This window comes from Paenibacillus sp. OK003 (assembly GCF_900109515.1).
In the GTDB taxonomy this organism is placed as follows: Bacteria; Bacillota; Bacilli; order Paenibacillales; family Paenibacillaceae; genus Paenibacillus; species Paenibacillus marchantiae.
The window spans coordinates 396,000-415,086 of sequence record NZ_FOBD01000002.1 but is presented as its reverse complement, the minus strand read 5'-3'; the positions used below and the strand labels follow the sequence as shown (position 1 = coordinate 415,086).

Below are 19,087 nucleotides of genomic sequence, written 5' to 3'. Positions count from 1 at the left end.
ATACATTTAGACTTGATCTAAATGTTAAATTGATTCTAACATGTCCCACTTTCCCCTTGCATGAGGTTCGTATGAGATTAAGATGAGTTTCTTGCTCGTTTCATGAATGAAATATGAACATCCGCTTTAAGAAAGATGAGCGTTGATCCATTTGGATTGACCTGATTTACTCTATCTAATGATATACCCGCATACGAGTGACATGAACAGCATTATGTGTGCACAAAAAAAAGCGGACTAATCCGCCAGGCGGTAGCCCACTCCTCTTACTGTTACGATATATTGAGGCGAAGCCGCGTTATCGCCAAGTTTTTTGCGCAAGCTTTTGATATGAACATCCACCACATTGCTTCCACCCGTAAAATCAGTCTCCCAGATATCGCTGAGCATCTCCTCCCGAGAAATCACTGCACCTTTCGCATCAATCAGCTTCAGCAGAAGATCGTACTCTGTCTTGGTCAAATGAATACGGTCATTATTCCGGTGCACGCTCATACGTTCACGATCCAACCATAGATCCTTGAAACCGATGCGTTGTCCTTCCTGAGGTAAAAACCCGCGTTTCGGTGCTGCAGGACTATTGCCGATCATGCGTTGCACACGATACAACGCTTCCTGCGGACGGGCCGGCCAGACCAGTAATTCCTCCTGAAGCATTGGGCCGCTGGCACTGCCAATCATCTTCTCCCCCACCAGATAAAGACAGGGTGTTGCATGTTCCGCTTCACGATTCAATCGGCTGCTGATACCGGCAAAAGCATCAATGGTTCCAGCAACAGACAGGTCATAGATCAACAGATCAAATACAAGCCGTTCATGCAAATCAGGCTCCCAGCGGTGGAACACCAGCACATCGAAGCAGCTATCCGTGAGTGCCTTAACCAGCTCATGTACTTGCCCGGGCATCGGACTGATCAGAATAACCCGTCTCGTGACCGGGCAATTATCCACAAGGGGAGTTGGATCTGCAAGGGCAGGCTTGACCCGGAGCGGCAAACGACGACCGGACAGGTTGATTTTTACTTGACCCGTTTGTTTCTGCATTCCGCGCAGACACCTCCAAAGACCACATGAGCGTGATCAATCGCATACCCGGTTTCCTCCGCCACTTGCTTCATCCATTGCGGAGGAACTTCCGTCATGACTTCATCCACCTTGCCGCACACTTCACACATAATATGTTGATGATCGTCCATGCGGGCATCATAACGACTGGCCGTCTCGCCCAACTTGAGCTCTCGAATCAATTCTTTATCCGTCAAATATCGGAGTGAATTATATACCGTACCATAAGCCAAATTATATCCTTGCTCCACCAGACGGTTCATCACTTCTGCTGCCGTTGGATGGTCTTCGGAATGACGGACTACATCGTAAACGGCTTGACGCTGTATCGTCAGATTTAGAGTTCTCACCAGCAATTCTCCTTTATTAACCCATTCAAATAGTATATAAGATGACACAGCAATCTGCTGATTGCTATGATTCCCTGAAACATCAAAATCAATTTTGATTTAGATTAAGTATAAATCTCATTGTATAATGAAGTCAATATCCGACTATTTTATTCATGAATAGCGATAACCAAGACTCTTCTCCGTATCCCCCTCTCCCACTTGGGATAATATGGTTCGCTACTATACTGCTTTTCAGCTAAAATATAGTAATGTGCGCTAAAGGGGGGATGCTGGTTGCTAAGCACGTTTTTTGTCAATCTCTGTGTTATGATCACGTTCATGTATGTGTCCGGAATCGTAGCCAAATTCTATCGTATCCGTGTTCCCTTTCCCTCAATACGTGTGCAGATGATCGGTGGTCTGCTGTTCGGGATCTATGGAACGGTACTGATGAACTACTCCTTTCCTTTAAATGAAACGACCATTGTGGATTTGCGTCATTTGGCTATCGTCACAGCAGCCGTATATTTAGGAGGGCTGGCTTCGGTCATCTCGGGACTCGTCATCTCCATCCTGCGTATTGTCATGTTTGGAATGTCATCCGCTGCCATCGATGCAGCATTCGTCATGACGATCATCGGACTGTCCGGTGTATATTTTGCCTATGCTCCCTGGTCGAGATTAACCAAAATTATTACCATGAACCTGCTGGGCATGACGCTGATCTTTATCATCCTGATGCTGAATACTTCCAGCATGAATTCATTAATGAAAGTATATCCATTACAGATGACCATTTCTTTTATCGGTGGAATCTTTATTTATTTCATCGCAGAATTCATTAATAAATCCAATGAGATGTTATTCCTGCTCGAACGAAAAGCGACCACAGACCATCTTACCAACCTCAGTAATCGCAGACAATTTGAGAATTCACTCGTGTTGGAACTGGAACGGGCACGTGAGTACAAGCAAAAACTATCGCTGTTGGTCATCGACATCGACCGGTTCAAAAAAGTAAATGACACCTTCGGTCATACTTCAGGTGATGCGGTCCTGAGACAGCTCGGACAATTGCTCATTGAGCATGCCCGCTCGGCGGATATCGTCTCTCGAAACGGAGGCGAGGAATTCGCCATTCTGCTGCTTGATTGTGGTCATCACCAGGCCATGGCCATTGCCGAGTCAATCAGACAATCGGTTGAGAAATACCATTTCGCCCTGCCTGATGGCAATACCATCCGGCTGACCATCTCGATCGGTGTGGCTGTTTTTCCAGATCACTGCGACGACCGAGACGATAACGATTTCTTTGAACAGGCAGACCGTGCGTTATATGAAGCCAAGAATACGGGCCGAAACCGGGTCTGTGTCATTCCGCTGCGTTCCAGGTCGCTCTCCGGCGGCCAAAGCCCATTCTAATCTCAAACTCAAAAAGGGATGTCCCCGCAGCCTATTAGGCTTGCCAGGACATCCCTTTCTTCTCTCACCCATTTTGCAATCATTCAACTCAACTCGCTTACGGGTACAAGAGCCACCTGTGCGGTCGAGTATGACTGAGTTTGCCTTAAGCTAAGATTTGTTCGATTTCTTCAATGATGGCAGCATCCAGCTTCACGCCGGAAGCGGCTGCGTTCTCTTTCACCTGTTCAGGGCGGCTTGCCCCTACAAGCGCACTGGAGACATTATTTTGGCGCAGAATCCACGCCAGAGCCAATTGACCGACCTTCAGGTCCAGCTTGTCCGCCACTTCAATTAACTGGCGAACCTTGCCAATCCGGTCAGCGTTAATCTTCCCTTCATCCCAGCCCAGCTTCGCTGCCCGGCTGTTCTCAGGAATATCGGACACCGAAGTGTATTTTCCGGTCAACAATCCTTGTGCCAGCGGGGAATAGACGACTTGTCCAATCCCTTTGCGCTCACCCAGCGGGATGATTTCACTTTCGATGTACCGGTCAAACATGTTGTATACCGGCTGGTTCACCACGATATGATCCAGCAACAGGCGATCAGCGGTACCCAATGCAGCTTCCATCTGTGCCGCGGTCCATTGACTAACACCTACGTAGAGCACCTTGCCTTGACGCACCAGATCGTCCAGTGCTCGCAGTGTCTCTTCAATCGGTGTTTCGGTATGATAGCGATGGCAATAATATATGTCTACATAATCAACACCCAGCCGCTGCAAGCTGGCTTCGCATTGTTCTTTAATATGTTTACGGGATAACCCTTGGTCATTTGGACCGTCACCCATTTTGCCAAAAACCTTAGTTGCAAGAACATAGGAATCGCGGGAATACGCTTTCAATGTCTGCCCCAGCAGTTCTTCTGCTGCACCCCGCTCGTACACATTGGCTGTATCGAAAAAGTTGATGCCTTCATCGAATGCGGCTTCAATTGATTTCACCGCGTTTTCACGTTCCACATATCCTCCGTATGTCAGCCAGCTACCCAGGCTAATCTCGCTTACTTTCAGTCCGCTTCCACCTAATCTACGGTATTCCATTGAATGCACATCCTCCTCTAAACTGATTAATGATGAAGTTCCCTTTCTATTGTATCGTATTCGGCTCGGATTAAAAGGGCTTTGGTGAAGAATTTGGCAAATAGATAAGGATGCATATGAAAAGCTCCGATAAAAGAGCGGAGCCACGACACGCGTCAAATATTACCCAGTCACCACATTTTAATGAATGGGCACTAGTTAATCTTAGTTAGCTGTTACGATAAATTGTTCCCATGCTCCGCCCACAGCGTTACGATTGGCAGACAACACGCCTCCGTTATTCAAATCCGCACTGACATATTTACCGTTCGCCACGGATTTGAAGGCAACCAGTCCTCCGCCCAATTCTTCTCGGGTAAACTTCTCCCATGTGGACGGGTATGTGGCCGAGGCGATCAAACGCCCGCCATTATTCAGATCGGTTTGCACATATTTGATATTGCTCATCGACAGCAAAGATACCGTACCATCCGAATTCTGGATGATTTTGAACCTTTCCCAATGTCCGACAGTATCCCGATTGGCTACCAGCGCATCTGCACCCCCATTCTCTGCGCTGACAAAAGTGCCATTGGCGTTGGCTTTCAGACTGGACCATGTCTCAGTAAACGGAGCCGTTCCCGTATGTTTCTTGACCACATTCTGGAACGAGGTATTAGAGGCAAAGTTCGCCGTTGTGAACTTGCTCCATTTGGAAGCAATCGTTGCCGCGCTGTCCATATTCAGGTTCGGTGCGGGATTGTTGTTATTATTATAATAACCCCAAGTTCCGCCACCTTTGACCTTATAACTCCAGTTCGTCCATGAAGCATTCAGTGCATTCAGACCTGACAGCCACTTCTCGGTCAGATCATCCTGACCAAACGAGAACTCGCCCGCTAATACCGGAACGTTCCAATTCTTCTGATAGGACGCCATATCCTTCAGCCAGCGATCCATCTCCGAATTGGTCAGATCCCAGTTGTTATAATCCGTGAATTGATAATGGTGCGTCTGATACATCACATTCGTCCAGCCGTACGTCGTTGGTGGTGAAGCTGCCCACCAGTCGAAGAATGCTGCGATGATGATCATGTGATCGGCATCCTTGGCACGGACGGCTTTGTACATCCGGTCATAGAAATCCATTTTTTGTTTGATTTGAGCTGCATTTTCGCCTGTTCCCATCGTTACGAGAGGTTCATTGAGCAGGTCGTATGCGGCAACGGTTGGATTGCCTTTGTAACGTGTCGCCATCCGTTCCCAGATCTGAATAGTCCAGTTCTGGTATGTAGAGTTGGTCCACAGTTGGTTGGAATTCTCCTGACCGCAGGAATGCCATGGACAGGCTGCTCCAGGTGCGCCGTGCAGATCGAGAATGACATACAGATTCCGTTTGCCCGCTTCATTAATCAGCCAATCCAGCTTGCGGAACGTAACCGAATCAGGCTTCATGACACCACTGGTGTTCATAAAATCCTCCCAATAGATCGGCACACGCACAACGTTCATGCCCCAGTTCTTGATGTTATCCAGATCGCCAGCCTGAATCCAGTTGTCCTGATATCCATTGATCAGGCTCTGTGCACCCGATTCCCCAAAACGATTCGTCAACGTGCGACGCAGCGTGTATTCATCTACCGCCCCGGATGGCGTCATCCATTCTTCCTGCAGCAGCCAGCCACCCAAGTTTGTACCACGCAGGTTTACCACGTTGCCTATACCCGAATTATTGCGGACAACCGTCCCGTTAGCCTTCAAGAAATCCCCTGATCCAAAAGCCGCACTGGCCTTCGGTGAACCTACGGCCGAAGCCAGCAGTCCCAGCAGCAGACAGCTGCACAATACCATAATAGTGCTCTTCTTCAACATGTTGACGCCTCCCTTAAATGGTCATATCTTGAGGTATGACTGAACCAGGATGCAGCACTCACGACAGGTGACGGTAATGCTATAGAAACAGCGGGTATACGAGGGGTACGATCCAAAGATGACCCCGCTATTTATCACAACTGGGGAATTAGTGAAATCGATTACATTTTGTTGAACGTTAAACCCTTTATTCCTGCACTATCCCAATTATTGTTTCAATCGGTTATAACTTGTAATCGTTTTCAATTGGAATTATAATGAATTTGAATTAATTGTCAATCACTTATTTGGAGTTGTGAAGAATATGGATGTCAAAATCATTGATGTAGCTGCCATTGCAGGTGTGTCCCCGGCAACCGTATCGCGGGTTATTAATCAGCACAGCAAAGTTAGCACCAAAACCAAAGATAAGGTGATGCGCGCCATTGAGCAATTGGGATATCACCCCAACGCAGCAGCCAAGAATCTTCGTTCACAGAGAACCATGACGATTGGCGTCATCGTTCCGGACATCAACAACTCCTATTATGCCGAAATTATCAAAGGCATTGAGAACATTGCCTACGCCCGCCATTACAAGGTCATCATATGTGATGCTCATAACCAGAAAGAACGAGAAGTCGATTATCTTAATTTGCTGCTGGATCGAACCATTGACGGTGTCATCATTATCACGCCCATGCTCGCGGATGAGGAATTATTCCAGCTTGCGGATAAGGGGTATCGCATTGGCATTGTTGGCAAATACATCGAACATGATCAGATCCCGTGTATATATACGGACAACGTGAAGTTCTCTCAGGAAGTTGTTCAGCATCTCGTTGAGGCCGGACATCGAAATATCGTTTTCTTAAACGGTTATCCTGAAGCAATCGACAGCTATGAACGGCTTGAAGGCTATTTGAAAGCCCTGCGTGATCATCAGATTCCGTTCCGTCCCGAACTGATCGAGAATGGAAACTTTAATGAGGAAGGTGGGTACGAGGCCATCAAAAGACTATTTAACAAAGGCCTGTCCTTCTCCGCTGTATATGCGGCTAATGATGAGATGGCGCTAGGCGTATACAAGGCATGTTCGGAATACGGAATACACATTCCCGAGCAATTGGCTATCGTAGGTGTAGACAACAATCGTATCAGCAAATACATCCATCCTACGCTAAGTTCAGTGAACCAGCCCAAGTATACGATGGGGGCCATTCTTATGGAGAAGATGATTGACATGATGAATTCGAATGATTTTCAGGACAAACGTGTATTTAAAGTCGACTCGGAGCTGCTTGTTCGAGCTTCCTCTTCCTTCAAAATAACCACATAAAGCGCACCCGTGACAGGTGCGCCCAGTTTTATATATTTTCTCATGTTCTTAATGCACAATGATGCTTAACGCATTCAACAAATCAGCCTGCTTCACCGGCTTGGTCAGGACCGCATCGAAGACTTCCGCTTCATGCGGATCGATATGCATGCCATACGGGATCAGAACAATGACCGGTGAATCTGTAACCAGGCGCTTCAGCTTGTGTACCAAATCCACAGCACCGCCCTCCAGCAGCCCCATATCCACAACGGCCACGTCAGGCTTAAAGCCATCCTGTATCCAGTCATACGCTTCAGTCGTAACCGAGGTCATGTGCACATCCATCTCCCATCTGCGCATCAGAGACGAGGCGCCTTGCAGAATGTCAGGGTCCTTGGCAAGCAGCACCTTTTTGCCCTTCAGTCGATGCTGAATATTGGCAAGCTGAGGCAGTTCCCAATGTCTGCGGAGCGGCAGGCAGATCTCGAATTCTGTCTCCTTGTCTCCCATGCCATGCACCTGAATACGGCCGTTCATTAGGATGGCAAGATTCTGGCTGACCGCCAAACCGAGATTGGTTCCCACCAGCTTCTGTGTACTTATATTTCCATCCAAATTGTTAAATGATCTAAGCTTATTGTCCGAAGACAACATACGTCCGGTGTACTTCACATGGAGTTGAAGCGTACACGCTTCCTCTACATCTCCACCAGCTACGGTTGCCGTAATCAATACCGAGCCTGTCCGTGTTGAATCTAGAGCATACTGAATGACATGGGCCAATAGTTGCCCGATCTTGATTTCATCCCCGACGAAAACCTGGGACACATTCAGATCAAGGTTCAGTCCCAGATCAATGTTCTTGCTCAGCGCCAGTCCCGCATAGAGATACACGGTATTCTCAATCGTGGCTACCAGATCAAATGGATCATCGTGTACAACCGTTTGTCCTGCGTCATTAACGTTAAAACTCATCATGTTATTCAGCAGGGAAAGCAGAATGTTACCGCTGGTTTCAATCATATTCACATATTCTGTCTGCTCGTCCGACATATCCGGTGTACGCATCAGGTCGGTTAATCCCAGAATGCCGTTCAGCGGATTACGAATCTCGTGGCTCATCAGCGACAGCATCTGCGTCTTGGTCATCGCCTCAGACTCTGCACGTTCCTTCTCTGCCTGCAATTGCTCTTGCAGTTGCTCCGAATCACTCAGCTTCTGCTCCTGAACGTGCAGCGTATCTTCCAAATCCACGACATACCCGAGAAAAACGGCCATCGCTTTCAGTGTTTTCATATCTGTTTCACTGATCACATAATCGGGATCATCCATCAGACAGATCGTGCCGAACGTTTCCCCGGACCTGCGCATAATCGGAATCCCCACAAAGAAACGATTGCCCAGTCCGCTTGTTACGTCCATGGATCTCGTAAGGGGATGTTCACATGTATCCGTGATGATCAGACTGCTGCCCTTATCTCTTAAGACCAGGCTGCAATATGACGCTTCAAATGGAAGTTCACTACCTTTGGCAATCAACTCTTCCTCGCGGTTAAAAGCTTCCATAATAACATTGGTCACACCATCATTTGTGGCAACAAAGATGGTGTTCACTTTTAAGATACCGCTTAATACGTCTACAATATGGGACGCGGCTTCCTGTATATTTTCATAGAAGCCCCTTGTAACGCCTACCGTTCCCATGATTCACCCCTCTTGGTTTAGCTGCATTTCAAATTCATAGTCCACTGTATGATTCAATCGATTAACGAGGGTTCACAAGTTGCGAAACAGCTGTCACAACCTATACATATATAAAGTTTTGTATCCTTTTTTAAGCATCGTCAACTGAACTTACACGGTAAATAGAAATTATACGCTTACCCTCCAGCTTTGAAAACCTCTATCATTCAGGGCAATGAATCATGACGATCAATCAGCCTCTCACATGTGACCATTATCACACCCAAATAACAATATATAGTTTATAAATGGATAAAGAAACTCTACATGTAGTGTTCAATGAATGGACATTATCCCATACATTTTCAATTTTATTATTTAGGAGGAACTGACATGAACTTGCTTGAGTATGCCTCTCCACCGGCATCCGATCTGCTATCTGACCTGGGAAGACGAATTATAGGTGCTGAAGACGCCGATACGCTGAGGGAGAATGCCAATCTGAACGGAGACTCGTTCAGCGGCAAGATGAGCAGGCTCGGTTCGGAGACCGCCAAGTGGCATGCTCTGCGTCATGTACTGCCTAAGGAGCTCGCTCTAGCTGTGGAGAACGGCGATCTGTATGTACATGATCTGGATCAGTATGCCCTGGGAACGACCAACTGTATCTTTATTCCGTTTGACCGACTGCTGGCCTCCGGATTCAACACCGGTAACGGTTCGGTTCGTACACCACAGACGATTATGTCTGCCATGGCACTGGTGGCCATTATTTTTCAGTCCCAGCAAAACAGCCAGTACGGCGGTGTATCCGCCAATAAAATTGACTGGGATCTTGCACCTTATGTGAAGCGTTCGTTCCGTAAGCATTACCGGAAGGGACAACGGCTGTTTGGAGAGAATGAACGAATGGAGGATGAGCAGCTGTATCTGGATAGCGATGAAGCGAAGAAAAAGTGTCCACGAGCCTTCGCCTTTGCCTGTGAAGAAACGGAACTGGAGACCGGACAGGCTGCGGAGTCCCTGATTCATAACCTGAACACCATGAGCAGTCGTGCTGGCGGACAGATTCCGTTCACTTCGCTGAACTACGGACTGTGTACTTCAGCCGAAGGTCGGCTCGTGTCCCGGTCGTTGCTGGAAGCGACCATTCGGGGACTTGGTAACGGAGAAACGCCCGTATTCCCACAGCATATTTTCCAATGCAAGCAAGGCATTAATCAATCGGAGGCAGATCCGAATTATGATCTGTTCCGACTTGCTGTGACCTGCTCCTCACGGCGCATGTATCCGAATTTTGTCAATGTGGATGCTTCCTTCAACCTGCCCTATTATCAACCGGAAGATCCCGATACGATCATTGCGACGATGGGTTGTCGTACATGCACACTGGCTGATCGCTTCGGACGCAATCGTCAGAGCGGCAAGGGCAATCTGTCCTTTAACACCATCAATCTGGTGAAGCTCGGCATTCGATATGGGATCTGCCGGGGAGCAAGAGCCATCGCTGACCGGGCGGGCTTCTATACGGCGCTGGAATCCGTCATGCGCAATGCTACGGATGGACTACTGCACAGGTATCGAATTCAGACGAATCAGCCTGCCAAAGCATCGGACTTCATGATGCGGGAAGGGGTATGGGAAGGCGGTGAACAATTGGCTCCGAATGAACCGGTGGCTGACCTGTTGAAGCATGGTACGTTATCTCTTGGTTTTATCGGGCTTGCTGAATGTATGACCGCTCTATATGGCCGTCACCATGGACAAGATCTGCATGTACATCGAGAAGCCTTGAATATCATTCGTACGATGCGAGAGTTCTGTGACCGGATGAGTGATCAGCATAACCTGAATATCACCTTGTTCGCTACGCCCGCTGAGGGCCTATCCGGCAAATTCACCAAGATTGATCGTGAGCGATACGGCATCATCGCGGGGGTCAACGACCGGGAATACTACACCAATTCATTTCACATTCCGGTCTATCATACCCTTCCTGCCTATCGCAAGATTGAATTGGAGGCTCCCTTCCACTCCTTATGTAATGCTGGGGCGATCTCTTATGTAGAACTCGACGGGAATGTAAGGGCCAATACCGCAGCTTTCCAACGGATTGTGCAATACGCGCTGGCCCAGGACATCGGGTATTTCTCCATTAATCATCCGATTGACCGCTGTCCGTCCTGTGGATATGAGGGCGTTATTGGAGATGTATGCCCCGGATGTGAGGCTCATGAAACCCACGTGCATTTCCAGCGGCTGCGCCGGGTGACGGGATATCTGACGGGTGACTATAAAGTGCGCTTCAATGCGGCGAAGCAAGCCGAAGTGAGAGACCGGGTGAAGCATCGGTGAATCTGTATGGTTACATCCCGGAATCAGTGAATGAGGGGCCTGGCCTGCGTGCTGTGTTGTTCATCAGTGGATGCCGCCATGCCTGTCCGGGATGCTTCAGCCCCGGCTCATGGAGCTTCCGTGCAGGCGAACCATTTTCGGAGAAGCGGCAGCAGCAGATTTTGCATGAGGTAACCTCCCATCCCTTGCTGGAAGGGGTAACGTTATGCGGAGGTGATCCGTTTTTCTCTGCCGCAGCATGCGCCTCCTGGGTTCGGAAGCTTCGTGCTGCTCGGCCTGATCTGACCGTATGGGCCTACACGGGGTTTGTGTATGAGGAGCTGATAACAGACCCGTCACGGATGGAGTTATCCCGGCTATGCGACGTCATTATCGATGGACCTTATATCGCAGCTGAGCGTGATGTGTCACTACCTTTTCGCGGCAGTCGTAATCAGCGCATCATCGATGTGGGGGCAACGACGGCTCGCCAGACCATCGTTACTGTGCAGTTAGATGCATGGTAACGATTTTTTATTTGAGAGGAATTAGCACAGCGTGGGAGATGATATGGTTCATTTTAAGGAGTCAAATCTGCCAATATATCTAAGATTCATAGAGCACTTTTTTATTTCCGATCGGATTAATGATATATGTTGCAAGCCCTTAGGTTATCGTCTATGATTGGTAGCATAAGAGCAAGTATACGACGATTGCATCATGATACAATCTATCATCTATGCTTGGTCGCCAATTTCATAGCCAGAGATGTGTACGCACATTTCTGCACACGGAAACAGGTGCCTACCGCGCTACATGCGTGGTCAGGCTTAAAAGGGAAGCACGGTGCAAATCCGTCGCGGTCCCGCCACTGTATACGGGGAGTCTATGCATATAATCCACTGGTGTAACCACCGGGAAGGAATGCATATGACCATGATCCGCAAGCCAGGAGACCTGCCTGTTTCGACAGCATCGCATGACCTACGGAAGATAGGAAGGTGTTAGAGCAGCCGCTACAATGACTTATAGCAGGTGTTCTTTCCCATTCTATCTTTGTGCACAGTCGTCATTCATGATGCCTGTTTCTCGGGGTATGGAATCGGAAGGAACGCCTTTTTTTGATGCCTTCTTAAAAGAAACACACCACAATAGCTTCAACTTGATGATTTTACTTATTATAAATGAGGAGGAATTTTACATGTCGCAATCACAGCAACAACAGCCACAAGTCCTGACAGGCAACCTTGGTTACCCCCGCATCGGTGCGGGACGCGAATGGAAAAAAGCACTGGAATCCTTCTGGGCTGGCCGTATCGATGAATCCACGCTTCATCAGGAGCTGACTACTCTTCGGTTACAGGATCTGAAGAAACAGCAGGCACAGCAGCTCGATCTGGTTCCTGTGGGCGACTTCTCCTATTATGATCATATGCTTGACGTATCCGCGATGTTTGGCGTCGTTCCTGAGCGCTTTAACCATACAGGCGGACCGGTATCCGTATCTACCTACTACGCCATGGCCCGGGGTAATGATGAGGCAACCGCCTGTGAGATGACCAAGTGGCTGAACACCAACTATCACTACATCGTACCTGAGATTCATAATGATACTGCATTTGCATTGCTTGAAAATAAACCCCTTGCCGCCTATCGCGAAGCGAAGCAGGAGCTTGGGCTGGAAGGTAAACCGGTTGTAGTCGGTCCGTACTCGTATGTACGGTTCGCCAAAGGCTATGACGCGGAACGCTTCGCAGAAATCGTCACACGCCTCGTTCCCGTATACGCCCAGCTTCTCTCTGAGCTTCAAGCAGAAGGCGTACAGTGGGTACAGATCGACGAGCCTGCTCTGACGCTGGCTGTCTCTTCCGAAGATGAAGCCTTGCTGCAGCAGGTGTATGCTGCCTTGGCACAAGCTGCACCAGAATTGAAGCTGCTGCTTCAAACATACTTCGAATCGGTGGAAGCTTATCCGGTCGTGACAGCACTGCCTGTAGCCGGAATCGGCCTGGACCTGGTCCACGGCTATGAAGGCAACCTCGCCAGCCTGCGGGAGCATGGCTTCCCGCAGGCTAAATGGTTGGGCGCCGGTGTCATCGACGGGCGCAACATCTGGCGCGCCGATCTCGCAGAGACGGCGAAGCTGCTGGAGCAGGTGGCTGAATTCGCAGCCGAAGGCAAGCTGATCATTCAGCCTTCCTGCAGCCTGTTGCATGTACCGGTTACGGCCGCTCAGGAGAGCGCGCTTGATCCGGTACTGCGCAATGCCCTGGCCTTTGCCGACGAGAAGCTGGAGGAAATAGCGACGCTCGGCACGTTGTTGTCCGGTGGTGCGCAGCAGGCGGACCAAGCAGCGGCTTTGGCTGAAGCCAGCCGCCGCGCCCAGTCAAGCACCGAAGCGGTGCGCCTGCTGAGCGAGTCCGAATCACGGACACGCCTGAGTGGTGCGCCTGCTGGGGTGCACGCTGACGAGCAGCTGCTTCGCAGCGCGTCATTCCAGGAGCGGCGCGAATTGCAGCAGCAAAAATGGTCGCTCCCTCTGCTGCCAACGACAACAATCGGCAGCTTCCCGCAAACGGCGGACGTGCGCAAGGCACGTGCACTCTTCCGTAAAGGGGAGTGGAATGCGGAGCAATATGACGCTTATGTGCGTGAACAGATCCAAGAATGGATTACCATCCAGGAGGAAATCGGTCTGGATGTGCTGGTACACGGTGAGTTCGAACGTACCGATATGGTCGAGTTTTTCGGTGAGAAGCTGACTGGATTCGCCTTCACCAAAAATGGCTGGGTACAGTCCTACGGCTCACGCTGCGTGAAGCCACCTGTAATCTACGGAGATGTACTGTTCAATGAACCGATGACGGTGAAAGAAACGGCCTATGCCCAGACACTGACCAGCAAACCGGTGAAAGGCATGCTAACAGGTCCGGTAACGATCCTGAACTGGTCCTTTGTCCGCTCGGATATTCCACGCAGTGAAGTATCCTACCAGATCGCTCGCGCCATTCGGGACGAGGTTGAAGCGCTGGAGCAAGCAGGCATCGAGATGATTCAGGTCGATGAGCCAGCTCTGCGTGAAGGACTTCCGCTCAAACGGAGCAAGTGGGATGAGTACCTGCAATGGGCCGTGGAATCCTTCCGTTTAGCTACTGCTACCGTAAAACCAACAACGCAGGTGCATACCCATATGTGCTACTGCGAGTTCGATGATATTATTGAAGCCATCAGCGACCTGGATGCAGATGTGATCTCGATCGAAACATCCCGTAGCCATGGGGAACTGGTAGGCAGCTTCGAGCAGAATACGTATGACAAAGGCATCGGACTCGGTGTATACGATATCCATAGTCCGCGTGTTCCAGGCAAGGACGAGATGTTGAATATGATTGAGCGTGCACTTCAAGTACTGCCAGCAGATCTGTTCTGGGTGAATCCTGACTGCGGACTGAAAACACGTGGTAAAGCGGAAGTTGTGGATGCATTAAGCATCATGGTAGACGCCGCTCGCACGGCAAGAGAACGGGTAACCGCTGATTCTTCAATTTAAACGAAGCTTGTGAATGCAAACAAAGGGGCTGTCTCAAAAGGAATTCCGCCTCGCTCCAAGCCCTAACGAACCTACCGCACCTTAAAAGGCGGATCATCAACGCTTGCAAGATTTAACGAACCTCCGTAACGCTATTTCGTCATAAAACGTTGTCAAAACCTAAAAAATCGACCGAATCGACGAACTAACGTCTCTGTGATTCGTTAGTTCTCAGATCTGGGCAAATGGGAGCGAATAGCGTGTCTCAGGTTCATTGAAACAAAATAACACGAACAAGGGATGTCCCCTGTCATATTCATGACTTATGGGACATCCCCTTTTCATTTACCATCATTCTATTTATTTATCTGGTTGAAACTACAGCTAACTCTTCTAAAGGATCATATATTATCATTTCTCTCTATTTTATTCTCTATTGCATGACGATATATGATATAGGCAGTTATTAAATAATAATTTAAAACAATCATTTATCAGATCAAAAATTGAGGAGATGGACCTTTCCAATGGATATGATTCAATCATTAATCGCATGTATGCCCTTTTTTCGGGATACGATTCGCCAAGATGTAACCCTTTCCATTATTGACCGGGAGAAATTCCTGTATTTTTCCGCAGGAGAGTCGTTGAAACAACTGGAGTTCAAAGCAGGTGATCCACTGCTCGAGCCTAATCGTAATTTTGCCGATCTAAAAGGCGGTACAGACAAACAATTTGATCATTACCCGAAGGAATTATTTGGAGTGCCGTTTGATGTCGCTTACCTTCCCATCAAAAATGAACAAGGCGAGGTCATCGCTATATTCAACCTGCTCTATAGTATGGATGATCAGGATCAGCTGCAGCAGCTCATGAATGCAACTGAAAATCTGACCAACCAGTTGATAGACAGTGTTCAGCACGTGGCTGCACATTCGGAGGAGCTGAGCGCCACCACCGAAGAAATTCGCAACAACTCCAAACAAGCTGTACAGAAATCAGGCAACGTGACTCAGGTCGCCAGCTTCATCCGTGAAATCTCAGAGCAAACGAATCTGCTCGGCCTGAATGCTGCCATCGAAGCTGCTCGTGTCGGTGAAGCAGGTGCGGGATTTGGCGTGGTCGCCAAGGAAATCCGCAAGCTGTCCGTAGATACAAAGGAAGCGACTACGCGTATTGAAGAGTCTCTCCTCTCCGTCCGCCAATCCATTCAGGGGATGGAGAATGAACTTGGGGAGATCACCGCGAGTTCTCAGGAGCAGGCGGAACTGGTTAACAATTTTATGAGCACGATCGAGCAGTTGAATGCAACGAACCAGCAATTGAAACAATTTGTGCACAAACTGATTACGTTTGACGGAAAGTAAAAAGGGAAATCACCTCCATACCTACTCAACCAAACGCACAAACAAAAGCCTCCGAATCTCTTCGGAGGCTTTGTTCATTTACTATCAATCCATTTTGGTCATCTTGCTAATGTTATCCTATCCGGCTTAACGAATCTCGAAATGGCTGAGACGTACTCCTTCAGACAATACAAGGTATACATCCTGTTTACCTGATACGCCCTGCAAGTCTGCCTTAACCGTGGACCACTGCTGGGCCTCGCCCTGTGCCAGCTCCACACGCCCTGCCAGTGCACCGTCAGGTGCGCCCAGTCGAACTTCCAATACTGCATCTGCCTGCTCTGATGATACGCGAGCTTCAAGCGCTGCTGCACCGCCGCCCAGATCTGCATCCTTGAAGGCAATCCAGCCTTGTTCACCAATCACACGGACAGAAGTTCCACCTTCCTTGCTCTCATCCAGATCCACACCGAAATATGCATCGTAATTTTCGGCGCGTGTAGCCACACCCAGATTACGTGAAGGAATGGTCTCCCCTTGTACCGTCAGGTCAGCAAGAAGCTGAACATCGGCGGAAGATTTGCCCACCATAATGGAATACGTGCCGCTTTCAACTACATAACGATCACGGGTTACATCCCAGATGGCCAGTTCCTGAACTGGGAGTGTAAAGCTGACTTTCACTGTAGCTCCAGCTTCAATATGAAGACGACGGAAGCCTTTTAATGTTTTGAGTGGACGTTTCACACGGGACTGTCCGGCACGCACATACAACTGCACGACCTCATCACTAGCGATCGTTCCTGTATTCGTCACGTCCACATGTACAGTGATGGTCTCGTCGACTCCAGCTTGGGCCGGGTTCAGCTCCAAGTTACTGTATTTAAACGATGCATACGTTAATCCATGTCCGAATGGATACAGTACATCACCTTCAAAATACTGATACGTACGTCCCGATTGGATGATATCGTAATCTCTGATATCGGTCAGCTGATCTGCCGATTGCACCCACGTCATATTCAGGCGGCCTGCTGGCGCATAATCGCCATATAATACGTCAGCCACAGCATTCCCCAACTCTTGCCCTGCATGGGATGTATACAATACAGCCGGGATGTTCTCCTGCACCCAGTTGGACGTGAACGGGTAACTTCCCACGATAACTACAACGGTATTTGGATTCGCTGCATAGACGGCTTCAACCAGACGCTGCTGGGATTCAGCCAGATCCAGACCTGGACGGTCGATCTCTTCTTTACCATTCACAAGCGGATTGTTGCCGACAAATACAATCGCCGTCTCCGCTTCCTTCGCAGCCGCTGCCGCTTCCTCTAAACCATTCACCACAATATCCTTCTTAAATGTTTCCGTAGCACCGAAAGATTTCAACTCTTCGGATACCGCAAACGCATCGTTTCCACCATGGGGTGCCGTTACTATTTTACCGTTCCAAGTCGTCAGCCCCACGCTCCCGTCCTGTTGTGGCAACAGATGGAATACTTCCTTCACAAACCAGCCATACACTTCATCCGCCGAAGCCGTAACCGTTTCTTCATCCGTCGTCAGGTATTTGCCATTACGGTCTGCCTTCAGCGTGTAACTGCCAAAGCCCCAGTCACTCAGTGTAAAAATCTCGGCATCTCCTGAAGCAATAATGGATGATTTCTCATCTTCAGCCAGTCCGACAGCCTTGCCACTTGCCACGGAAGTCAAAGTAATGCGGTCATTGCCATCCTTGAAGGCAACCTTGTCGCCGCCTACTTTGCCGCTGATCGCTTCAAGCGGGGATACGCTATATGGCATGGTTCCTGCATACCAGTCACGGTAGACTGTTCCGCCCAGTTGACCAATCACAGCCACTTTGCCGGATTTTGTTTTATCCAATGGCAGCGTGCCTTTATTATTTTTGAGTAGTACCACTTGTTCTCTCGCTGCTCTCAATGACAAGGCCTTCGCCTTCTCCGTCATCATCGCTTCTTCACCAATCGAAGCATATGGATTGCCCTCCGCCGGATCGAATTCACCCAAACGGAAACGCACACGGAACGTATTGAACAATGCCCGATCGATATCTTCCATTGTGAGTGTGCCTTGCTCAAGTCCTTCTCTCAGCGCCTGTTTGGACAGATCCGCATCATCGGTAATGCTGTCAATTCCGGCTTTGACGGACTCTACTGTTCCTGGTGTGTGCGAATCATAGTATTTATGATCGTTCTTGATCCCCATGACATCCCCTGCATCACTGACGATGAAGCCATCCATGCCCCATTCGCCCTTCACAATCTCGTTTACAAACGGATGCAGCAATGCCGGTGTACCATTAATAGAGTTGTACGCGGTCATCATGGACTGCGCGCCGCCCTCTTTGAACGGTTTCTCGAACGCCTTCAAATAATATTCACGCATGTTACGCGGATCAATACTCGATGAACCACTGCCACGGTCCACTTCATTATTGTTTGCTAGAAAATGCTTCAATGTGGCAACCGCCTTATAATACTTCGGATGGTCGCCCTGGATTCCCTTAACCAAGGCCGTTGTCAGCTCAGCAGTCAGTTCCGGATCTTCGCCATAAGCTTCTTCGTTCCGACCCCAACGCGGATCACGCTCCATATCAACTGTAGGTGCCCACAGCGTCAGACCGTTTACTGCTGGGTTGCGTTTGTAAAATACACGTGCCTCGTCTCCGATCACGGAGCCAATCTCTTTCATTAGGTCTGCATCCCATGTACATGCCAGCCCTACCGGCTGCGGGAAGGAAGTCGCTTCGCCAAGCCAGGCCAGCCCATGGGCTGCTTCCGTGCCGTGTTTATATGCTGCGATACCTAGGCGTTCTACTGCGGGTTGGTATTGCAGCATGGATTCGATTTTCTCATCTTCTGACAGACGGGACACGAGGTCCTTTACACGTGTATCCAGTTCGAGCGTTGTATCCTGGAAAGGATATTTCGTTTGGTTAGTCATGAATGGAATCTCCTTTAGGCTTTCAATGTTTTATTTAGAATGATAGCGGATACATAATCGATAAAATTAATACGATGTGATCTTGATGTATCCGAGCTCATAATTCGAAGATTTACCCTTTTAGAACAAGTACTTTACGAGCCGTGGTTATCTCTTCATTTTATTTACTAAAAC

At 48.8% G+C, this 19,087-nt stretch carries 12 protein-coding genes and 1 riboswitch; of the genes, 6 read left to right on the top strand and 6 right to left on the bottom strand.

The genetic code is table 11. From position 1 onward, the window contains the following. Positions 1-237: 237 nt before the first annotated feature. Both BMW94_RS04660 and BMW94_RS04655 read right to left on the bottom strand, forming a co-directional pair. A complete protein-coding gene (locus BMW94_RS04660; protein ID WP_063567222.1) occupies positions 238-1,044 on the bottom strand; it encodes a winged helix-turn-helix transcriptional regulator in 807 nt (268 codons plus the stop codon). Next, complete coding sequence (locus BMW94_RS04655; RefSeq protein ID WP_063567221.1) at positions 1,020-1,415, bottom strand: Fur family transcriptional regulator; 396 nt, start codon at positions 1,413-1,415, stop codon at positions 1,020-1,022. The genes BMW94_RS04660 and BMW94_RS04655 overlap by 25 nt, the downstream gene beginning before the upstream one ends. Positions 1,416-1,691: 276 nt before the next feature. Here BMW94_RS04655 and BMW94_RS04650 point away from each other — a divergent pair, with 276 nt between their 5' ends. Continuing rightward, positions 1,692-2,819 carry a GGDEF domain-containing protein gene (locus BMW94_RS04650; protein ID WP_090995007.1) on the top strand — a complete coding sequence of 376 codons (1,128 nt, stop codon included), beginning with the start codon at positions 1,692-1,694 and terminating at the stop codon, positions 2,817-2,819. A 145-nt stretch (positions 2,820-2,964) separates the two neighbouring features. Here BMW94_RS04650 and BMW94_RS04645 read toward each other — a convergent pair whose 3' ends face one another. Together BMW94_RS04645 and BMW94_RS04640 are read right to left on the bottom strand one after the other, a co-directional pair. Continuing rightward, positions 2,965-3,903, bottom strand: a complete 939-nt coding sequence (locus BMW94_RS04645) for an aldo/keto reductase family protein (protein ID WP_090995005.1) — start codon at positions 3,901-3,903, stop codon at positions 2,965-2,967. A 204-nt stretch (positions 3,904-4,107) separates the two neighbouring features. Beyond that, entirely contained in the window at positions 4,108-5,754 is a 1,647-nt protein-coding gene (locus BMW94_RS04640) for a cellulase family glycosylhydrolase (RefSeq protein WP_090995002.1), read from the bottom strand. Between the two features lie 304 nt (positions 5,755-6,058). On the opposite strand from BMW94_RS04640, the gene BMW94_RS04635 reads away from it, so the two are divergent. Continuing rightward, positions 6,059-7,072: a LacI family DNA-binding transcriptional regulator gene (locus BMW94_RS04635; protein ID WP_090994999.1), complete on the top strand. Its 1,014-nt coding sequence runs from the start codon at positions 6,059-6,061 to the stop codon at positions 7,070-7,072. A 48-nt stretch (positions 7,073-7,120) separates the two neighbouring features. On the opposite strand, the gene BMW94_RS04630 is transcribed toward BMW94_RS04635, so the two are convergent. Further along, positions 7,121-8,758, bottom strand: coding sequence for a hybrid sensor histidine kinase/response regulator (locus BMW94_RS04630; RefSeq protein ID WP_090994996.1), 1,638 nt, complete (start codon positions 8,756-8,758; stop codon positions 7,121-7,123). Positions 8,759-9,130: 372 nt separating this feature from the next. Between BMW94_RS04630 and BMW94_RS04625 the strand changes: the two genes are divergently transcribed. From BMW94_RS04625 to BMW94_RS04610, 4 genes are all read left to right on the top strand, one after another. After that, on the top strand, positions 9,131-11,092 hold the full coding sequence (locus tag BMW94_RS04625) for an anaerobic ribonucleoside triphosphate reductase (RefSeq protein WP_090994994.1): 1,962 nt from the start codon (positions 9,131-9,133) through the stop codon (positions 11,090-11,092). After that, positions 11,089-11,598 (top strand): anaerobic ribonucleoside-triphosphate reductase activating protein, encoded by a 510-nt coding sequence (gene nrdG, locus BMW94_RS04620; RefSeq protein ID WP_090994991.1) that lies wholly within the window; start codon positions 11,089-11,091, stop codon positions 11,596-11,598. The genes BMW94_RS04625 and nrdG overlap by 4 nt, the downstream gene beginning before the upstream one ends. Positions 11,599-11,852: 254 nt before the next feature. Next, positions 11,853-12,051: riboswitch (cobalamin riboswitch) on the top strand. Between the two features lie 221 nt (positions 12,052-12,272). Then, the gene (gene metE / locus BMW94_RS04615; protein WP_090994989.1) at positions 12,273-14,621 is read left to right on the top strand and encodes a 5-methyltetrahydropteroyltriglutamate--homocysteine S-methyltransferase; all 2,349 of its coding nucleotides are present in this window, start codon (positions 12,273-12,275) and stop codon (positions 14,619-14,621) included. Between the two features lie 506 nt (positions 14,622-15,127). Then, entirely contained in the window at positions 15,128-15,967 is an 840-nt protein-coding gene (locus BMW94_RS04610; protein WP_090994987.1) for a methyl-accepting chemotaxis protein, read from the top strand. 126 nt (positions 15,968-16,093) lie between these two features. Here BMW94_RS04610 and BMW94_RS04605 read toward each other — a convergent pair whose 3' ends face one another. After that, positions 16,094-18,913, bottom strand: coding sequence for a glycoside hydrolase family 3 C-terminal domain-containing protein (locus tag BMW94_RS04605; protein WP_090994985.1), 2,820 nt, complete (start codon positions 18,911-18,913; stop codon positions 16,094-16,096). Positions 18,914-19,087 lie beyond the last annotated feature (174 nt).